We start from the raw sequence: 20,157 nt of genomic DNA, 5'->3' as shown, positions 1-20,157 counted from the left end.
CCCACCTCCGTCCGAAACAACCATATTCGAAAAGTCTTGTTGCACAACAGCTTTCACCAGCAAAGCCGTGCCGATAATTGTCGTTATGACATTTCAACGTCTGCGTATGGCCGCACTAGCGAACCACCGCTAGGCCGCATCTCCAGCGCGCTGTTGATAGATCCGAAGGACGTCCTCCAGGAGATGCATCGAGACGGTCGTCATCCAGCATATTATCGGCATACTCGCGGTCAGCTGCGCACCAAATACGGCCGGATCCGCAGTGGGCGATACCTTCCTGTCGGACGTACCCATGATCGCCCATGGTCGTCCATGCGCGAACCCTGAACATACTTGCCAAATAAGCATCACCTCACGCGCCTTCATCGCATTCTGATCGGCGTAGCTGACCACATCGGTGCTAAACACCTTGGCCCGTATGAGCTTTGGATCGATCTCACAGCTACGCGCAACATCGTCCAGCTTGGCAAGCTTGTCCTCAAATCCGATGTCATCGGGTGATCGCCGCGCTTCGAGCGCCTTCTTCTGGTCGCTGTAGTTCTTGCCGTGCCATCGGAGAACTCGCGTGATTCGCTCGTCCGAGTCATCTGGATGCAGGACCCAGAACGCCGCAGACAGGTTCTCCAGCGCTCCACGCAGCAGCGAAAACGGCGCCGTCGTATGGAGAACTCCGTGGTCGATAATCAACGACTTCACAGCATGTAGGTGGTCAACGGCTGCGACAATGCTCGTTCTCGCTCCGTGCGTTACCTGGAAGGGGCTACTCCGAAGGTCATCAGTTGCGAGCGTCGAGCCCGCACCGACCTGAAAGTCGTTCGGATCAGCGATGCGGGCGGTCACCCTGTCGATCAGCGGTGCGAGCTCTGCCCACTTGGCGGCAATTTCTTCGTCTGACATCAACTCTTCGCTGGCAGGCATCGCTTCCTCGCTGGTCATCCCTGGATCAAACCACAGGTAGCTGAGGTCAACCCCCGCCCGTCCAGGAGGACGCGTGGGTGGCGTGTGCCGGGGCGATTAGTTCGGTATCGAATACGCAGAGCTACCGGTACGCCGGTAGTGCGGCATGCCGCAGGGAGATGCTTCTACCCCACGTCGTTCCACGCCCAGGGGGCGACAGCGTTCTCGTCGGGTTCTCGTCCGAATCGGAATTTCCCCGGATCATCGATGATGCTCAGGAACTGTTCGAACAGCGCTGCTGCGGGCGAGTGCACCGACCTGCTCGGTGGCACCCGCTTCCCTCAGTGCGACCATCAGCATGGCGACGTCGAACCCGTCATCGAGGGCGGCTTCGCTGGCGGCCCGGTCGGCGAGTTCACCGACCAGCTGGGTGGCACCCGCTTTCCTCAGCGCATCCACCAGATTGGCGGCGAGGGTGGCGTGGCGAACAATCCATTCTGTCTCCTGATCATCGAGGATGCCCAGGCGACTGAGCAGGCGGATCACTGCTGCAGCAGCGTTGGTGTCACCGTGGCGGGTGGCCTGCTTCTAGAGTTGAGCGGTGTCGCGGTAGACGCCGCGATTGTAGGCAGCCTCGCCGAGGGTCGTCAGGTCGTCGCAGCGGACGTGGAGTGCGGCGGCTTCCCAGAACAGGATTGGCGGAACCGTTTTGGCGCGGTCGGTGCGGCCGTGCTGGTCGAGGTAGTCGGCCAGCCGATAAACCGGCCGTGCGCAGCGGCTTGGTCGCTGCGGGTGGTCAGGAGGACCGGGCGGTGCGTGATCGGATGGGTGCGGGGCGGATTCGGGTCAGCGGCCCGTCTGCTCCTTTGCACTGTTTGCTGGTTTCGGCGAGGGCTTGTTCGAGCCAGTCGGCGTCGGCGGTGACCGAGTCCGCGAAGCACGGTGCTAGCGTCGTGAAGGTCGCGCACCGCGTCGAGTACCGGACCGCAGACTCGCACCAGCTCGGCCAGGGCACCCGGCACGCGAGCGGTGGCCTGGAGGATGAGGACGAAAGCGCCGATGCCGGACAGGATTTCGATAGCCATGCCGCAACAGTCCGTGCGGACGCCGTTCAGGAGCATCACTGTTGATCAAGCCGGTACAGAATGACGGTCCGACCTCGGTGGATTCTTCGATCTGCTTGGCCGTACCCGAACGAAACCGAACGATGTAGACCGCATCCGCGCGGGGGTTGCACAGCAAATCGTGCATTGCTCGGTCGCGCGCACCGGCCCCGGGGGTCTGCGGCATCGCATTTCGGGGAGACAATGAGTGGGGACTAGGACTAGTCCGCATCGCCACGGAAGAGAGGTGGGCGCCGGCGGTCAGGTTGGTGTTGCCGGATGTTCTCGATGTCGCTCGCGGTGTCGTCGAGTCCTACGGCGGTGAGTCGGCGGTGACGTTTCGGCAGCTGTCTATCGCCTGGTCGCCGCTGAGGTGCTGCCAATTCGACCGCGGCCTACAAGCGGCTCAACGCGGTGACTGCCGAGCGGCGGCGCGCCGGGCGGTTTCCTGATCTGGCCGACCGGGGTCGGGAGATCGCCAGACCTCTCGCGTTCGATGCCTGGTGCAGGGCAAGGTCTCGCCGGTCCTATCGACGTGACCGGACTTCTGGGCAGCCGGTTGAGGTGTACCTCGGGGCGGAGAAGGACGCGCTCGTTGCTCAGCACAGCTGTTGGTACTCCGAGCCGACTAAGTGCGACGCGACGTCGCTCGCGATGGGCGCTGCGCATGGCCGCCTCATGCAGATCGAGGTCGAAGCACTCAAAACCCGCCCTGCTGCACCAACTCTTCCATAACGCCATCGCCCGATGGCGGTCGGCCACCGCACACCGAAGTGCTGGCGGCCGAACACACCGAACACGCCGACCTCGAGTAGGCGGCGGTTCATGATCCCATTCCCGATATCGGTGAGATCCAGATACTCGACCCGTCGCCGCGTGCGGCGCTGGGGCACGGGCGTCGGTCGTCAGGCCGAACGCTTCTGCACCGGATGGAGCTTGGACAGCACCCCTTCCAGTGCCCGCTGCACTTCACCGAACCTCACGAGCGTGTCATCGTTTTGGCTTTGGGAGCCCATGCCAATCTCGAGCCACTCACGGAACACGACAGCGTCCGGAACACCACGCCTTTTGGCTTCGGCCTTGAGCCGGGCGTCGATGTCGAGTGGAATCCGGACTGTCCTGGACACGAGGACCGGGGTGCCGCTGCCGGGGAGTTCCGGCTCCGGGGCCGAGTCATCGAAGCGGAGCGTGTCGAGGAACTCGGCGGCTTCCTCGGCGTTGGTCGGGTATCGGTTCTGGTCACTCATGGTGTGCCTCCCATTTCTCAAACTCGGCGAGGAGTTCACCGGCCACCGGCAGCACCCCGATTACCTGGTGATCCCACTGCGCCACCGGTCGAACGACGACGGCGAGCGGGACTCCGGAGGCGGTGCGGCCGATGATCATCAAGGCGGGTAGGTCACCGCGGCCGCGAACGGGTCGCGGCCATCGCCGTCCTGGCCCTGTAAGTACCTGCATAATGTCGTACGGCTCGATGCCGAGACGTGTTGCTGCCTCCAGAGCCCATTCAGGTACATCCCATACCATAGAACCATCCTACCTTTGTCTTACGAATGTAAGCGCCTCGCGTGCCGGAATCAACCGCTGCGCGTGCGCTCCGAGATCTCGCCGCCTGTGGTTGGGATTGGATTGGGTTTCGATCTCGACAGTCGGAAGCTGGCGGCACGGTGCCGGTGATGTGGCTGCTCTTCAGGGTATGAGCCGACTTGCGGATGCGGTCTCGATACAGTCGCCAGGCGGTGTGGAGCGGTCGAGGATTTCGAGCACTTCGACGTTTTCCTCGATGACGGAGATGTCGTCGAGGTCGAGCTCGGTTTGCCCGGATCCACGAGGTGGTGGAAATGCTGTCAGCGAGATCGGGGGCCGGTTGGCAGTGGTATTTCGGCGAGCAGGCCGGAGGCGGCGCTGTAGATGTCGGCCGCTGAGGTCTGCTGAGTGGTCTGCGGCCGCGCGGATCGGTGCGCAGCAGATGCCCTGACAGAGTCGCCTCACGGAGGGTGTCGGCCAGGCGTGGTTCAGGCCGGGGGCTGTGCCAGGGCTCGGCGAGGCTGCGCCGAATCTCTCGCCACACGGTGCCCGCGCCGCCGAGGGCACCCCAGCGGCTGCGCGCGTCCTGGTCCAGTGCGAGCAGCTTCTTCCCGGAGTCGGCCGGGATGAGCAGTGTGCGGGCACCCTTTGTCGGCGAGACACCGAAGTTCGGAACCGGGCTGCCGCCGACGGCCTTGAGCGACAGGTTGTGCACGCTTTTGCGCAGGTCGAACACCACCTTGAGCACCTCCTGTAGTTCGCTCAGCCGTTCGATTCCTGGTTGGCCGTCGAAGACCGGGTGGATCTTGCCGCGGTAGCAGTGGCCGACGTGCGGTTTGGCGGCCTGTCTAGGCTCGCCGTTCAACTGCAGCGCCCGGTGCAGCTAGCGGCCCACGACATCGATTGCGCCGCAGAGCATCACCAGCATGTGCTCCAGCACTTCTGCCGCGTCCTCACAGCCTGCTCTGGGGTGAAGAAGTTTGTTATGTAGATGATGCGTCCGATCGCCCGGGAGCACGAGATGACGATTTCGGCGCCCGCCGTGCCCGCGGTCTGTCCCAGCAGCACCATAAGCCGGATCTCCTCGTCCCTTCATGTTCCATGGCAGCGTCAATCAGCTGCGGACCGCAGATGAAAGGTCCCGTGCGGTACCGGACACGGTCGGCATACAGCGTCCACTTGAACTGCGATTCCGAGGCATAGCTGGACATCCCGTCGTAGTGGTCACCTCCGAGGTCAGCGTGTCCAGGTCGAGCATTACCCGCAACCGGCGCCGCCGCGGGCTGGGCCCGTAAAGATAGCCACCGTCACCATCGCCGCTATCGTCTGCGCTGGCTCGGCGTTTCGGGTCGTCATCCATCAGCTCGCGGTAGTGATACACACGCTCAATACATACCGCAGCCACCGATTCACCTTCCGCGATAGCAAATCTCGCCGCTGCGTGGCTGGCGTAGCTCACGCGGCGCGACGGGCTTCGCGGGCGGGCGCACGTTCAAAGAACGCGTCGACCAGCGCAGTAGCGATGGCGCTCAGGCAAGTTGTAGGCGTGCCGTTGTAGAAGTGCTACTGCTGTACCCGCCTGTCTCCCTCCGACACCACCCGCGCGCTCATGCTGGACGTGATACGAGGTCGACGCCAGTTGCGCAGCTGGATCTGTTTGCGGCTTGGTAGGGACTGGTCGAGGCGGTAACCCTCGGCTGGCTCGAAGTGCCCCTTCATCAGGAATTTGACCGGTCAAGCTCGCAGCAAGTGAGTTGTGCGATCAGGGCAGTGACGGCGGTGGGCGCAACAGCAACGAGGTTGTCCCCGCGGTTTCTGGACACGGAGCCTCAAAGCTAGTCCAACACCGTGGGCTAAGCACGTGGGGATAGCTGCGAAGTGTCGTGTTGAGGTTGTGCCGCACGGAGGAGGGGCCAGCGGCCCTTCCCGTGGTTGAGGTCAGTGCCGGCGATGATGGCACAGACCTGAATCCCTGTTCGACTGCTTGGCGGTGAATCGCACTCCTGTAATTTCCACAGCCGCCGCCAGCCTACTACAGGTGTCTTTGAAACAGGGAAGAACTACAGGCGGGTCGAAAAAATGTGGGTTGAACTGCGGTTTCAGCGTGTCGCGGTGACCTCTGTAATGCGTGGCGGTGACCTGTCTAATGCGCCGCTTCCTGCGGAAACAGGGTGCTGGCGGTGACCTCTCTAATGTGTGGATAGATCGGTTGGCGCGCCGGTTTATCCACAGGGCGCCCACATTGGTTGTGGAGAGGGCGGCGGGCGCTGCACACGCATTACAGGGGCCACCTTACTGATTCAGCGCGCATTACGGGGGTCACCACGCCGACCGTGCACACGCATTACAGGGGTCACCTCCTCATCCGAGGAACGCATTAGAACGGTCATCACCCGGACCGGGCAACGCATTAAGAGTGTCATCAGCCGATCCGACATTCGACGCATTAGAGGAGTCACCGCCCGACAGGCGCATGAGTAGGGTCACCGAGGTGGTTGCGCTCATCGACGGCGGGCGGGGCGCGGTATGACGGAACCCCGCTACTTCGCTGACCAGTTAGGATGATGGCCGGCTGTGTAGGGCCTAGTCCGTTCGTCCAGGTCGAACGACCCGAACTCGGCGCGTTCGCGCAAGCGGACCGACGCGTTCATGATCGGGCACGTGGCGCCGACACCGGCCATCAGGCCCGCTGGATCGGCTTGCTTGCCAAGCGATGCGCGTGCGGACGCTGGCAGGCAGCCGCCACACTGGTTGCGTCCTCGATCGACCAACTAGTCCCGAGCTGGTGTGATGCGGCCGTGACAGGCCCGATGCCCTATAGGTGACTCATCCAATGCACAGTATCGGTGCCCCTTCTAATGCGTTCTTCGGTGGTGCGGGTCGCGGCTCAGTGAACCTGGGCAGATTCCACCGGTTCCGCTGGTGTCTCAGTATTTCTGGCCCATCGCTTAGCGAGGCTGGCATATCCGCTGGTCGTAGCCGTCAGTCCAGGTAACCAGCATTCCCGCGTTGGCCAGCTCGACGGAGACTCTAGTCGGGAAGTTTGCTGTTCACGGTGTCTAAGCGAAGCCAGCGATCGTGTTCTGGACCGCCCGAACCCCGTGCTGTGAGTGGTCATTACGCTCAGTTGTCTCGGGGCGGTGAGCTCTGTAATGCGTGTCGACTGTTGGTGACTCCTGTAATGCGCTCTCAGGCGCGGCTGCATCGGCAGTTCATCAGCCGGTCTTGCGATTGCGGGCTTGAATGCGAGCAAGACCATGGTCGACTTGGAGGAGAGCCGAACTCCGGTTGACAGACCGTACAGAGTGATACTCCTGGAACCCAAGATGGAAGGGGGACACTATCGCCGCATCGCCGAACTGGCTACGCCGATGGTGCTGCGGGGCCAGGGACTGCCGGACGGCTTCTGGGCGCCAGCGATTGCGTTCGGTCTGCGACATCGGCTGGGTCGAGGCGAAGCGGGGGTCGACAGTTGTGCGCGGTGACCTCTGTAATGCGTGGCGGCGTGTTCGCGGTGACGCGGGGCAGCTGCAGCTGGCATAGTGTCTTGACATGGCGCGCCCGAAACGTGATGAGCTAGCGCTGGTGCGCGCCGCGGAGGCGCTCGCGGAGTCCGAAGCTCAGGAGTTGGCGTTCACGACCGGCTTCTTGGCGCAGGTTTGCCTGCCGTACCGCAACCCCGGGGACATACCGGTATGGCAGCGCCGCAACGGCAATCTTCTGCTGACCGTTCAACCCGGTTACACCGACGACCCGGATAGCGGGAAGCCCCGCTCGCTTGGTTACCCTTCCGGCGTTATTCCCCGGCAGCTGATGTTCTGGCTCATCACCGAAGCCAAGCGTACGAAGTCTTCGACTCTTGTCCTCGGCGATGGTGTGGTGGAGTTCTTCCGCCAGCTCAACCCAGACGTCAAGGCGACCGGCGGCTCCACCGGCAGCCTCACCCGGCTGCGTACACAGACCGAACGACTGTTCCACGCCAAGATCAGCGTGCGGTCCCAGCGAACCCTCCCCGATGGCGAACGAGCTGTCTTGACCCAGAACTTGTCGGTCGCGCACCGCGTCCTGCTATGGGGTGCGGACGGATCAGACGATGACCGGGCGGTCGTGCAGTTGTCGACAGACTTCTACGAGGAAATCTTGGATCGCGCTGTGCCTCTGGACCTCGGTGCACTGCGATTGTTCGGCGACAACGCGTGGTGTATCGACATGTACGCGTGGTTGACCTATCGGTTCTCCTATCTACGGCACGAGATCACCGTGTCCTGGGATGAGCTGAACGCTCAGTTCGGCTCAGCCCGCAAATTGGAGACCAAAGAGGCACGGTACAAGTTCAAGAAGGCAGTGGAGCGGCATCTAGCGCGGGTGTTGACGGTGTACCGGGATGCGAACGTCGAATCCACCGCTGCTGGTCTGGTGTTGCGGCCCAGCCTGACGCATGTGCGGTTCAAGGGGCTGCGGGCACTGGAATCCGGGGCTACCGCGAGTGGGCAGTTGACGTTGGACGGCGGCTTTGCCTGACGGTGCGGCGGCCAGTTGTCGTAGACAGTGCTGATCGTTTACAGCTGCAACCGGCTGCCGAGTTGTCTCACCTGCACGCTCAGCACTCAGTGGTTCTTTCGCACGTGGGTGCTGGGATGGGACGTGACCATTTGACGGTCTGGGTGGTAGCCGTCGCCCGCGCCAACACCGCTGAACAGTGGGCGGTCTCCAGATCCAAGACCTCGACACTTGGAAGCCTGGTGGCGCAATCACTTCGAGACCACCACGGCTACACCCCGGCAACAACAGCGTCGGCGCCACACCAGCCGGTGCCTTCCCGTTCGGAGTGCTCGACCTCGTCGGCAACGTCGTACATCGTCCGACCTGCTCTACGACGCGCCTGTCTGGTCCTCGCCCGCCTCGAAAGAGGTGCGGCGTGCCGAGCATGTCGCGACCCGACAGAGGCCGCCACGACCGCTATCGGTCAGCGCCACGGGGGAAGGGTGTTGTCTCGAGCGGTTCTCCGAAATTCGCGGGATGGTGCCGCCAGAAGGCCCACCCGTGCAGATGCGTGCGATCCGTCGACCCCCACCGGCTATTGCGGATTCGCGGCTTACAGCCAAATCTTGCTTCTACTTGTGTTCTGGGCCAGTTGAGCCCGGCCACCAGACGAGCACACGAGCACAGACACTTTCGTCACTGTGACGGGTGTATCACCCGGCGTTTCCCCACGGGCAACGTCCATGCCCCCAGGGGCAACCGAACGACGGCGAGGCGCGGTAATTGATCACCAGTCCCCCGCGCCTCGCGCTTGTCGATCCGCAAGAGTTAGGCCTCGTCTAGGTCTACTACTTGAGATTGATTCTCAGCGTCCCACCGGTCGAGTGAGTCAAGCAGACGTTCCAGCGCAGCGGTTTGCAGGTGCCCGATGAAGCCATATCCAGCCTTCATCCGTACCGCCCGAGTCACCTTCTCGAGATGCTCAATAGTCGATGTCCGGACACGGCCGGTGGTTCCAACCGTTGCCGGCGCTTTCAGGGGGAAGCCGTCAAGGTACCTCTCGACCCAGTCGATCGCGACTGCAGGGTCCTCGGGCACTCTTGCCAAAGCGGCGTCCATGTAATGTGTTTCGGCGAACTTCACACCGTAGGCTTCCTCATCCAGTGCTCGCCGTGCCGCCAATCGGTCTTTGACTGTGGTGGCGATGCGAATCGGTGCGCTCCCCCATTCCTTCGGTTTGCGCTTGGCTGACCGGAAGGATTCCTCGACTGCAGTGCGCGCGAGTTCATCAACACGCGTCTGTGCTCGTCTGTTCTTTGCAACCGTTCGCAGCGGGGTCGGTCGCTCGACCGATGCTGCACGGTCGGCCTTTGCGACACGCTCGGTTCGGTCCGGTGCCGCAGCCGGGACGTCGAGGATTTGTTCGGTGGGAGTGGATTCATCGACTGGCCGCTGGGATTCGTTGGGTAATGCAGGTTCGCGGTCGACCTTTGTCTCTACAGCTGCGGCACTGCGCTGCTCCGTGGTCGGTTTGTCCTCGGCGGCTGGCGCGCCGTAGGTTCCATCCAGGACGGGTTGGCGTTTAAGCGCCATGCTGCGTCTCCTTCTCGCTGATCGCACCGGTGGCCCACGGCGAGAGGTCGGGCCAAGCCGCACGCCATCGCTGTTCCAATTCCTGCACATCCGGGTGACCGATCTTGTGCAGGATTCGCAGAAGCACTGCTTCAGCGACCTGACACATCTCCATGGCTTTGTTCCGATCACGGCTCTCCGCCAGCAGCGCCGAGACGGGTGCGCGATACCCCTGGGCCTTCGGCACGACCGTCCGAGTGGGCACGCGGGGGTCCCAGATCTCGATGTCGACTGCTTCACTGCCTGCCTCCTGCGCCGCGCGAAGGTCTGCGAGCTCGGCGCGGGTGACGATGCCCTGAGGGTTGTAAGAAGTGAAGACAAGACCGAGGGCTTCAAGCCGCGGATTATCCCAGTTTTCTCGGATGTCCCGACCGAAGTCCAAGGTGTCTGCAATCGCGTTGATTCCGAACGGTTCCGCTGTAGTCAGCAGTAGAAACTTACGCATGGCTTTCAGCTGTGCACGAGCGAGGTCGGAACCGCCGGGCAGCATGTCGGACATCACCACGTCCCATCGAAGTCGTGGTGGCACTCCTCCCGGAGCCAGTGGTGCATTGAGAGCCCGGTCAAGCCTTCCGAGGTCGGAAATATTCCAGCCTCGGCTGACGTCTTCGAGTGCCTTATACGCGGGCACAATCCCTACGGTTCCAATCTTCCCAGGGATCAGCGGACCTCCGCGCGTGAAGTCAGCGGTGGGGTCGTACTCCCAGCCTGAAAGCTGGAACCCCTCATCAACAACTCCGTCTTCGTTTGCCAGCAACACCTCAACGAGAGTGAGGCGATCGGGTTCGAGAACCTTTCTGTTGCCAAGCCCTACACGTCCGGTGTCAACCATCCGCACTTTGTTGTCGAGAGCGATCGATAAGTTGCCCTGGGGGTCTCCGTCTATTCCCAACATGTTCAGACCGAAGCGGACGCCCGCATCCAGCAGCAGCTGAGTCAGTGTCGTTTTCCCGGTTCCACCCTTCTTGCCGAGTATCGCTAGAGAATTGCCTGGGTCCTCTATGCCTTCTCTGATCCATGCTGAGTCAGGCAGGCTCGCCAAGAGCGTATTGCCCTCCGTCGGCGCGACATCTGTCATTCCCCAGGTCCTTTCGTTGATTCAACCGCTCGGACAGCATGCTACGAGACCACGCGAGGAAAGTCACCTCAACTCGCCGCTGCACAGGAAAGAAATGCCGCCAGATAGGCGTCGTTACGTGAACATCGGCCCAATGAGGGAAGTTTCGACGCGTGCCTCTCAGTAGGAGGTCGCGATACTGAGTGACTAGCACTGTTAGAAGCACTGTCAGAAGCGCTGTTAGGGTGTTATAACACCAGGTCAAGACGTATTTTCTTGTCCGATTGAGGTCCTCACCATATCTGTGGCGGCAGTTGCTCTAGCCGATCGAATGTCGCTCTGCGATGGACGCTCCGAAGGGCCGGGGCTTCGATGGTTCGACAAGTGAGCCGCTCCACGTGAGGGTGAAACGAGCAGCCTTGCTAGGCAGTTGCATTCACGTAGCGGCATACGAACGCGGGTGGGCGAATGGTAGGAGGTCTCGAAGTCGCAGCCAAGCTGAGGCTTTCGGCGTGGGGCGGCGAGACCATTTGGCAGGCAATAGGGTAAAGCAGCTGACTGAACCGATTGGCCCAGGGCCTGTCGACACGCCCAAGCGCAGGGGCGATGCAGGCCAGGGTTTGTCGGTTTCCGATCGCCCGAACCGCAGCTTCGTCACAGTGACGACTTTCGGCAGGGTTAAGCCATGCAATAGGGGGTTGGATGTCTATGCGTTGCGAGGAGCCTGATTTGTCGGCGTTCCTCAAAAGAGCTCGGGTACAGCAGATTTCGGAGAAAATTTGGATCGAGTCCCGCCTATGCGCCCGCTGTGGCGGCCCAGTTGGCGCTACCAGCGGGGCCGCGGGGTAGCGCGTCATGGCCCCAGTCGGCCGGATCAGTCAGAAGCCACCGGCTGTCGATGGAAGCGCTTGGCATCTCCGGAGTAAGATCGTCGGCAGGATTGGTGTAATTCGTCCCCCCGATGAATCTGCCAAGACAGCTCGCTTCACGGGAGATCCTTCTCATGGTCACTGTTCGATCCGCCGTCGGCGCAGAGCAATCGACCGCGTCTGACCGGGATCTGCGCAGGAAGTGAGTTCATGCGCCACGCCAAACGCGTGCGCCGACCCGGTCGGGCGAGTCGCACCCGTCAGCTGCGGTTGCAGTGGAAGCCCTCGAGTTGTCGAGTGCGCGGAGGGGGCGAATCACCGCGCCCGCGACAGCTCCCCGCTATCGAGGACAGCTTGTGCGGGTTCGATGTCCCCGTGGCGCGCGACCGACCTCGCCGTGCCCTCGCTGCAGCTGCCACCGGTACTGATGGCGGCATCGTTCTGCTCAGGGACTGGCACGACGAAACCCTTGCCTGGCACTAGATCGCACGCTGGGAGGGCGCGTGTATCACGGCGCGCTGGCATGTCGGCGACATCTGCGGTGGCGCGAAAGTGACGCAGCTGCAGACGGGTCGAGAGGGTGACCGCGGCAGGTAGCTGGTTGATCTGATCGTGACAGCACGGACCGGCCTTCTCCTCGCATAGCAGGCGCCACTGCCGCGCCATGACCGCGGCGTTGCGCCAGCGACGCTGAATCTGCTCGCATAATGAATCGGCTACCCTGGACGTCGCAGGGACTTCGTTTCTGGCGCACGCAGCGACTTCGTTTCTGCACGGGAATAATAGAGAGACTCCGCGAGGCAAGGCCGCTAACCCACATGTCTTTCGGAATGTTTCGTTAAGGCTGTCCCCTCGTTGCCACGAGGGGACAGCCGCGAAAGCCGCATCCGCGCAGCGCCCGAAGGTGTCGATTTCCACGCCGCCACGAGATACGGGGGATCAATCCGCTCGAAAGCGCCAGACCCGCTGGTGACAGGTACGGTGTTCGTTAACATCTTCGCATTGACATTTTCGCTGAGAGACGGCATGAAAAATGTCAGTAGCAGGCGGTGCGGGAATCGTGTGTAGTCGGCAGGCCAGCTGATGTCCGGCGAGACCGCAGCTCGGGTAGGGGTCGTCAGCAGTGGCTCGGTCGCCTGCGAGATTAGCGTGGTGTTCGTGCAGCCAGTCGGGTGAATCACCCCGGGTCTGGGCGCTCGAGCCAGCACGCTTCGTCGTCGAGCCCGCCGCCGCGTTCGGCGATGGGTGTCAGCTGGTTCCAATCGGCCCGCAGGTAAGCCACAGTGGCTGCATACAGCGCATACTCGTGGAGCAACAGCCACAACCCGACCTGAATCTTTAGGTGCTGACCAGGAATCCGCCCAGTCCATATCGCTGCGGCTTTGGGGTATCCTTCCAGAACTGGTGCGTCACCGGCTACTGTCGGCACCGCTGTGAAGATGCCGGTCCGCGCGATGGCATCTAGTACCGGGCCACCGCCGCCGATCGAAAAGTACCGTGGTCTTCGTTAGCTAACCCGGCCGGTTCGGCGAGGTCGGTGCCGAGCCGCTCACTGTGTACCCGTCGCTCTCATTCCCGCTTGGCGGCCGGGCTGGCCGGATGAACCACCGCGCATCGATGGCTGATTCTTGATCGAACGCAACTCGATTGTGGTGACTCGGCCTGCTCGGATGGTATGGATCAGCGTATTCGGAGGTTCGTCCGGTGGTCGACGCCCGCGTGCGCTGCCGCGGACCGGTTCCTGTCCGCCTTGCCTATTGGCAGGGCGACGCCTCCACGCTGCATCGGAGGCTCACATACCGCGAGCAGGAAGGCAACCCAGGGGCGCCGAGCATGGCGAGCCTGCACTCGGCAACCGATCTGGAGGCTCCGGTGCACCTCGGCATGGACGACATCCTGGTGAACCCCTGGGTGACGTGGTTGGTCGACGGCATGCATGAGGTGATCCTCGACGCCGCGGTGAGGCCCCGGCATCCGAACCATGCGTACGGTGATGCCGGTGTCGGAAAGACGTCGAGCGTCAACGCATCGCTGGGGTCGCCCCGCAGCATGGCTAGGCCGCGTACGTCCCCCGTTCGACCGTTTGGACACCTTGTGGGCGATCCATCGCAGCAGCGTCGAGTCCTCGCTGAGCCCTGTTCCTCGGCGTACTCGGGCCAGGTCGATGCGCATGGGGCCAGCGCCGGAATTTCGGTAGACCGTCACGACCGAGATCCCGCAGAGTGCGCGCTGTCGCCGCGATCACGGTGTGATGGTCGGCCCCCAGATCGGAGGCGCCATCCAGCAAAGCCGCTCGGTATACCTGCACCAGAAACTTCGACACCGTGTAGGCCCAGAAGTGGATTGAGAACCTGCCCACCGCGATCGAGGATGTGCCCGAACACGGTACGGCGCTTGCCATCCGGGCCTGGGGTGATCGGCAAGTCGATGACGACTCGGTCAATAGGAGTGCCATCACCGTCTATGCATCGACGACCGCGTCACCTGCTCCGACACCGGCGTGGCCCGCCTTCCTACGGCCAAGCCCCGCGCACTACTCGACGCAGCCACCTCCACCCACGGGCCCAGCACCGGATGGGACCCACGAGTTTCGGCACTCCGCCCTGACCCACCTCGGCGAAGCCGGAGCCAGCCTGGTCGAACTCATGGCCAAGTCGCGGCACCTCAAGGCCGAGAAACCTGCGCCGCTACTTCAAACCATCACCCCAAGCCATGCGAGAACTCACGAGCCTGCTCGGCACCACCGCCGACCGACGATGACACTCCTGAACGACATCGTCCGAACGACATCTCCCGACAGATTCCCCGTCCGCCGTTTTCACAGGTCAATGCCGAGATGACGCACTATGCGCTACTGACGACTCATGTCGTCTTCCGCTGACATCCGATGTCCTATCCGCAGGTCAGCGCACTGACATTGTGACGACGGGTTTTACACAGCAGGGGCCACGCACCCCCGGCGCGGCCCGTAGTGGCGTTGTCAGTCGATATTTATGTTCCGCTACCCGTGTTAATGGTACTTATCCGGGGTAGATGTGGAATCGATGCTGGTAGCGCGTCTTTCGGGTGCGCACACGGCCGCTCAGGCTCGGCGTGGCGGTCGGTCCGGGCCGGTCGGGGCGGCTATTCTGATCCGGACGCGTGCGCGCCCCGAGGTCCGTCGCGGCGAATCCGCCGGGTGTTCTCGCGCGTTCTGTCGCACCGCGGCGGCCTGGTCTGCCGCCCGAGGGGAGGGAACCCCGATGACCGAGCCCACTCAGCTCACGGCCTTGGCCCTGCTGGCCGAGCCCACCGGCCGGGCGTGCTGGGAGCTCACCGTCGCCGACCTTCTCGGTCAGGTCGGCGCCGCGCTGGCGGGGCCGAGCGCGTGAGCGCCGACCCGGACCGTCTGTCCTTGGCCGCGGGCACGAGTCGCTGGTGTCCCGGGTGAGCGCGAGCGGTCCCGTCGCGGCCGGCGCCGGACGCGACGCCGGGGTGGCGCGGATGGGTGGGGAGCTGGTGGCAATGTGGCGGCTGGCACACGGGCGGCGGCTTGCGACTGCGCAGCGGAACTGGTGGTGCCAGGGGTGCGGGCTGCCCGCCCCGGCTGCCGCGGCCGCGCACGTTGACCGAACCGGAGCCTGCCTGACCTCCGCACCGCTACACCCCGGCTGCGCCGGGCGGTGCCGCGGCCGGGTGCTGATCCTGAAGCGGGGTACCGAAACCCGATGCGGGCGTACCGAACCCGTGCTCGGGATCACCGAGTGCTGGCTGCTCGATCCGCGGGGATCGGGGGAGCGGCGGTGAACGCGGGCACCGCGCTGGAACTGCTCGGGGCCGAGGACGGCGGGTTCGCGGTCGCCGACTGGGCGCGGGTGGCCGCTCTGGTCGCGCCGGGAAGCCCGGCGGGGGAGGGGGTCGACGCAGCGGACTGGGCGGCGGTGGTGGCCGCGGTGTCGGCCGCGCAGGCTCCGAACACGGTGCGCGCCTACGTCTCGGACTGGCAGCGGTTCGAACGCTTCTGCGGCGCACGGGGTTTCGCGGCGCTGCCGGTGGATCCGGCGCACCTGGCGGTGTATCTGGCCGTTACCGCCGCCACCCGCACCGAGAGCGGGCAGCGGGCCTACGCGCTGGCGACGCTGCGCCGCTGGGTGGCCGCGATCAACCGCCGCCACGCGGAGGCCGGGCACCCGCACCCCGGGTCGGCGCTGCTGATCCGCCGGACGATCACCGGCATCGAGGCCGAGTACGCCGCCGAGGGCGCGCGCCCGCCGCGCCGGGCTGCGCCGCTGGTCCTCGAGGACATGCTCGCCATCATCACCCACCTGCACACCAGCCCCGGCACCTGGCACGCGCGGGTACCCGCGCGACGCGACGCGGCGCTGCTGCTGCTGGGCTACGCGGGCGCGTTCCGCCGAAGCGAGCTGGCCGACCTGCGGGTCTCCGACGTGCGGCGCCGCCGCCACGGCCTGGACGTGCGGCTGCGCCAGTCCAAGACCTCCCGCACCGCGCCGCTAGTGCGGCCGCTGCCGCATGGCAGCTCGCCGTTGACCTGCCCGCCGTGCGCGCACCTGAGATGGCTGCGGGTGCTCGCCGCCCACCAGGACGGCGGGCGCCCGGCGATCATCCGGCTGCTGCGCGAGCCCGACCCGGCCGTCGAGCACGTGTGCGGCGGACGCTGGCCGGTCTTCGAGGATCGGGAGGTGCCGCTGTTCCGGTGGGTGCGCGGCACCGGGCTGCTCGCCCACACGCACCTGTCCGGCGACGCGATCAACCTGATGGTGCGCCGCCGCGCCGCCGAGGCCGGGCTGGTCGCCGACATCGGTGTCTACGGCGGGCACTCCGCGCGCGCCGGGCACGTCACCGAGGGCTTCCGGCGCGGGCTGGACGCGAACACCATCATGCGCGGCACCGGGCACAAGAACCCGCGCACGCTCGAGGTCTACCGGCGGGAGGCCGACCCGCTGGCCGGGAACTCGGTCACCCGGATCGGGTTGTAGATGAGCGCTGCACCGTCACGCCCGACCCGCAGTGCGCGGGATTGGGCCCTGTTCACCGACTGGTGTGCCGCCGTGAAGCGGTCAGCTCGGCCTGCCGACCCCTCCACTCTCGCCCAATTCCTCGCCGAACACCCCGATGCCGTCCCGACCCAGCGCCGCCGCATCGCCGCGATCAACCGCGCACACCGCGCGGCTGGGCACCCCGAACCCGGGCGAGCTGCTGCGGTGCGCGCCGCGCTCGACGTCAACCGCGCCGCACGCTGGACGCGGCTGCAGGCGGCGGTCGACGAGCTGCTCCCTGCATTGCCGATGTGGGGTTGGACGGCTGGGCTGTTCGGGCGCCGCGACGCGCTGCTGCTTACCCTTGCCGCCGGCGGGCTGCCGTTCGCCGCGATCGGACGCCTCACGCAGGCTGACCTCGACATCACCAACGAGCAGGTGCGCATCGGCGAGGCGCCGCTGCTGGAGCTGGCCGCTACCGGCGATCCCGCGCGGTGTCCGGTCGCAGTGGCTCGGCGCTGGACGAGCGTGCTGGTAGTCGCCGAATCTGCCGCGGGAAAGCCGAAACTCCAACACCATCTCAGCCAGCAGACTCTGCCCGAGGTGGGCCTGCATCCAGATCACGGACACCACCCGCTGCTGCTGCCGTTCGACAGGCACGGCTACACACCGCTCACACTGGCCCCACTGTCGGCGGAATCCGCCCGCGCGCTCGTCCTGGCGCACCTCACCGGCCGCGCGCCGGTCCACCGTCCGCCGCGCGCCCGCCGCCGGGCTCAGTCGAGTCCGGCCGCCCCGCCACCGGTCCGCCATCCTGATGTCGTCCTGTCCGACGACTACTACGACCACGGGATCGCTGCCCGCGCCCGCGGGCAGCAGCTCCTCGCCGACGTCCCCGACCTCCTCGATGACGTCATGACTCGCACCGAAAAGATCCTCGCGAACCTGCTCGACCTGTTCGGCCCCGAAACGGACTGAAACCTAACGCAACTGGGGCACCCTGGGTCCACCAGCCGGACCAGCCCCTACCACTGCCATCCTCCTTCCCAGACCCGGGGACGAGGGTAGAGGCTCATCCGCCAGAAATCCGGCGGAAGCAAGTTATGGCAGATAGTGACCCATTATCTGCCGGAGACTGCGAGTCGTCCTGGCTCGACGGCGGTTCTGCGACGGGGCGACTCGGGAAACTATCTGCCGTAGAGCTGGGAGGCGGTTCGGATGGGATCGGTGCGGACGCTTCCGGCGCGGACGACCGGAGTCCGGTTGGCGGACGCGGTGAAGATCTATCTGGGCACGATCCGCGCGGCGAACACCCGCCGCGGCTACGCCGCCGCGCTGGAACGGCTGGTCCGCGACTTCGGCGCGGACGGCGATGTGGGGCTGCTGGACCCGGACCGGGTGTCGGGCTGGTTCGTGTTCGCGTGGGGCGACGAGGCGCCCAAGACGTTCAACCTCCGGTTGACGGCGATGGTGTCGGCGTGCGCGTACTGGCGCGAGCAGGGATGGCTGACCGGCGACCCGGTGGCACGGCCGCGGGCCCGGCCGACCCCACCGGACAAAGCAAGGCGATGACCACGCCGGAGGTGGCCGAGCTGCTGGGCATGGACGCCCCGGTGCCGGAGAAGGTGTTGTGGTCGATGCTCTACGAATCGGCCGCGCGAGCCGAGGAGGTCCTGACCCTCGACATCGAGGATCTCGACACCGTCAACCGGTGCGCGACGGTCACCCGCAAGGGCGGTGCCCGCGATGTCGTCTACTGGCAGACCGGCACCGCGCGGCTGCTGCCCCGGCTGATCGCGGGACGGCGCGCTGGCCCGTTGTTTCTCACCGACCGCAAGACCAAGCCGTCGGTGGCCCAGAAGGACGTCGACCCGAGCACGAGCCGCGCCCGATTGTCCTACCGCCGCGCCGCGCCCCTGCTCGAGGAGCACACGACCGGGATGCGCCGGGGGCCGTTCACGCTGCACCAGCTGCGCCATTCCCGGCTGACCCATGCCGCCGAGAACGGCGCGTCCACCCCGATGTTGATGGCCTTGGGCGGGCACACCTCGGTGCGCAGCCTCACCAAGTACGCGAAGGTGTCCGCCGAGGCGTTGGGCCGCTGGCATGCCGAGACCGACCCCGTCGCGCGGCGCAACAACCACTGAAATCTGCTGCCGGATCATCGTGTTCGAGCGCGGCCGTGATCAGCGCGCGTTCCTGTTTGCCGACTACTAACGCAGCCGCATCGAGCGCATCCGCATGTTCTAGGCACGTCACCGAACCGGGTCGGCCAGCTCACCTGTTTCCAGCAGAGTCTTGAGGTCGGCCAGGACGCGTGGCCAGCCGCGGCTGATGCTCTCGAGTACCTTGCTGCCCGGCATGAAGCCGTCGTGGACGACGGTGAGTTTCACCAGGCCACCGGTGTCTTCGAGGTGAAAGGCCACCTTGGAGCGCGGCTCCGGCGTCCCCCCATCGCACGTCGATGTCCTGTTGTGCCACGTGTAGGCGAGGCGGTTGAACGGATCGGATTCCAGGACAACCTGTTCGGGGTCATCGGCGATGCGGCCGTCGCCGGTCGTCACGACGATGGTCGAGCCAGGCCGCCAGTCCGACTCGAAGGTGTATCCGGCCCAGTAGCGCCGGGTGAAGGCGGGCTCCGTCAGCGCCTGCCATAACCGTTGCGGTGTAGTGCGGATGTAGGTGGTGTAGACGAATTCGGGGTTGCCGGTCATGTCCAAGGGGGTCGCTTCCAAGGCTTGTTTCAGGTCCGCTAGGGCCTCGACGCGGGCCCGGTCGTACTGGTTGATCCATCGCTGTGCGATCTCGTTGATCGGCGCGGCGTTGAGATAGTGGAACTTCTCCCGGCCCCGCCACACCGCGGTGACCAGGGTGGCCTGCTCCAGGACGGCGAGGTGTTTGCTGACGGACTGCCGTGCCATGTCCAGGCCGGCGCACAGTTCCCGCAGCGTCTGACCGTTGCAGGCGTTGAGACTGTCCAGGAGCCGGCGTCGGGTCGGATCGGCCAGTGCCCGGAAGACCTCGTCCACGGGCGCGGTCAGCTCCAGCTGCTGGCGCGGGGCATCTCTGCGACGGGCTGCCAGCCACCGTTCTCCAGCCCGCTCTTCAGGCTGAACAGGAACTGCCCCCACCGAGTGGAGCAATGGTGCATGAACTCCACCGGCTCACGCCAGTTCGCGTGGGTGAACTTTACGACCGTCTCCTCCGGCGCGGGTCCGGGGTAGATATCGAACGTGATCGTAGTGCCGACCCACTCTGCCGGACCGTCTACACAATCCCACGCCACTCGTTTACCCGGGACGAGCTCGGCGACTTGCACGGTGAGGACGGGCTTTTCCCCGCCGCCGAACTCGAGTTCCTTCTCGGCGTCGCCGCTCGTGGGCATCCACCACTTCGACACCCCCTCGGGCGTGCTCACGGTGTCGTAGACCCTCTGCTGTGGGGCGTAGACGCCCACACGGTGCCGAATATCGGCCATGGTGATTCTCCTCTGCGATAGGCAGCCTTTCGGCTGCTCATTACGATTATGCAGCCAATCGGCTGCATGTCAACCGCGACCGGGATTGTGCCCGCACATCACCAGTCACCGGCTTGCGTTCAGGGACGGGGGA

General features: G+C 64.8%; 15 protein-coding genes. 7 read left to right on the top strand and 8 right to left on the bottom strand.

What is annotated here, in order from left to right:
* Nucleotides 1-129: 129 nt before the first annotated feature.
* Together AB0H50_RS27685 and AB0H50_RS27680 are read right to left on the bottom strand one after the other, a co-directional pair.
* Nucleotides 130-936, bottom strand: a complete 807-nt coding sequence (locus AB0H50_RS27685) for a hypothetical protein (RefSeq protein WP_357458023.1) — start codon at nucleotides 934-936, stop codon at nucleotides 130-132.
* A gap of 222 nt (nucleotides 937-1,158) precedes the next feature.
* On the bottom strand, nucleotides 1,159-1,443 hold the full coding sequence (locus AB0H50_RS27680; RefSeq protein WP_357458021.1) for a hypothetical protein: 285 nt from the start codon (nucleotides 1,441-1,443) through the stop codon (nucleotides 1,159-1,161).
* Nucleotides 1,444-1,850: 407 nt separating this feature from the next.
* On the opposite strand from AB0H50_RS27680, the gene AB0H50_RS27675 reads away from it, so the two are divergent.
* Nucleotides 1,851-2,027: a hypothetical protein gene (locus AB0H50_RS27675; RefSeq protein ID WP_357458019.1), complete on the top strand. Its 177-nt coding sequence runs from the start codon at nucleotides 1,851-1,853 to the stop codon at nucleotides 2,025-2,027.
* 878 nt (nucleotides 2,028-2,905) lie between these two features.
* Here the strand turns inward: AB0H50_RS27675 and AB0H50_RS27670 are convergent.
* A complete protein-coding gene (locus AB0H50_RS27670; protein WP_357458017.1) occupies nucleotides 2,906-3,247 on the bottom strand; it encodes a hypothetical protein in 342 nt (113 codons plus the stop codon).
* Entirely contained in the window at nucleotides 3,240-3,389 is a 150-nt protein-coding gene (locus AB0H50_RS27665) for a hypothetical protein (RefSeq protein WP_357458015.1), read from the bottom strand. Before AB0H50_RS27665 ends, AB0H50_RS27670 begins: the two co-directional genes overlap by 8 nt.
* Before the next feature lie 3,690 nt (nucleotides 3,390-7,079).
* On the opposite strand from AB0H50_RS27665, the gene AB0H50_RS27660 reads away from it, so the two are divergent.
* Nucleotides 7,080-8,048, top strand: a complete 969-nt coding sequence (locus AB0H50_RS27660; RefSeq protein WP_357458013.1) for a replication protein RepA — start codon at nucleotides 7,080-7,082, stop codon at nucleotides 8,046-8,048.
* A gap of 789 nt (nucleotides 8,049-8,837) precedes the next feature.
* On the opposite strand, the gene AB0H50_RS27655 is transcribed toward AB0H50_RS27660, so the two are convergent.
* The gene (locus tag AB0H50_RS27655) at nucleotides 8,838-9,602 is read right to left on the bottom strand and encodes a hypothetical protein (protein ID WP_357458010.1); all 765 of its coding nucleotides are present in this window, start codon (nucleotides 9,600-9,602) and stop codon (nucleotides 8,838-8,840) included.
* The gene (locus AB0H50_RS27650; RefSeq protein WP_357458007.1) at nucleotides 9,592-10,719 is read right to left on the bottom strand and encodes an AAA family ATPase; all 1,128 of its coding nucleotides are present in this window, start codon (nucleotides 10,717-10,719) and stop codon (nucleotides 9,592-9,594) included. Before AB0H50_RS27650 ends, AB0H50_RS27655 begins: the two co-directional genes overlap by 11 nt.
* 4,090 nt (nucleotides 10,720-14,809) lie before the next feature.
* Here AB0H50_RS27650 and AB0H50_RS27645 point away from each other — a divergent pair.
* From AB0H50_RS27645 to AB0H50_RS27625, 5 genes are all read left to right on the top strand, one after another.
* Nucleotides 14,810-14,938: a hypothetical protein gene (locus AB0H50_RS27645; protein WP_357458004.1), complete on the top strand. Its 129-nt coding sequence runs from the start codon at nucleotides 14,810-14,812 to the stop codon at nucleotides 14,936-14,938.
* A 411-nt stretch (nucleotides 14,939-15,349) separates the two neighbouring features.
* The gene (locus AB0H50_RS27640) at nucleotides 15,350-16,546 is read left to right on the top strand and encodes an integrase (RefSeq protein WP_357458001.1); all 1,197 of its coding nucleotides are present in this window, start codon (nucleotides 15,350-15,352) and stop codon (nucleotides 16,544-16,546) included.
* Nucleotides 16,547-16,618: 72 nt separating this feature from the next.
* On the top strand, nucleotides 16,619-17,524 hold the full coding sequence (locus tag AB0H50_RS27635; protein ID WP_357457998.1) for a recombinase: 906 nt from the start codon (nucleotides 16,619-16,621) through the stop codon (nucleotides 17,522-17,524).
* 240 nt (nucleotides 17,525-17,764) lie between these two features.
* Nucleotides 17,765-18,118 carry a hypothetical protein gene (locus tag AB0H50_RS27630; protein WP_357457995.1) on the top strand — a complete coding sequence of 118 codons (354 nt, stop codon included), beginning with the start codon at nucleotides 17,765-17,767 and terminating at the stop codon, nucleotides 18,116-18,118.
* On the top strand, nucleotides 18,115-18,693 hold the full coding sequence (locus tag AB0H50_RS27625; RefSeq protein WP_357457992.1) for a site-specific integrase: 579 nt from the start codon (nucleotides 18,115-18,117) through the stop codon (nucleotides 18,691-18,693). The genes AB0H50_RS27630 and AB0H50_RS27625 overlap by 4 nt, the downstream gene beginning before the upstream one ends.
* A gap of 108 nt (nucleotides 18,694-18,801) precedes the next feature.
* Here AB0H50_RS27625 and AB0H50_RS27620 read toward each other — a convergent pair whose 3' ends face one another.
* Together AB0H50_RS27620 and AB0H50_RS27615 are read right to left on the bottom strand one after the other, a co-directional pair.
* Nucleotides 18,802-19,575, bottom strand: a complete 774-nt coding sequence (locus AB0H50_RS27620) for a metalloregulator ArsR/SmtB family transcription factor (RefSeq protein ID WP_357457989.1) — start codon at nucleotides 19,573-19,575, stop codon at nucleotides 18,802-18,804.
* 8 nt (nucleotides 19,576-19,583) lie between these two features.
* Nucleotides 19,584-20,024, bottom strand: coding sequence for an SRPBCC domain-containing protein (locus AB0H50_RS27615; RefSeq protein ID WP_357457986.1), 441 nt, complete (start codon nucleotides 20,022-20,024; stop codon nucleotides 19,584-19,586).
* Nucleotides 20,025-20,157 lie beyond the last annotated feature (133 nt).

This window comes from Nocardia sp. NPDC050793, assembly GCF_040654065.1.
Lineage (GTDB): Bacteria > Actinomycetota > Actinomycetes > Mycobacteriales > Mycobacteriaceae > Nocardia.
Note: the sequence above shows the minus strand (reverse complement) of the source record. Positions and strands in the feature narration are given on the sequence as shown.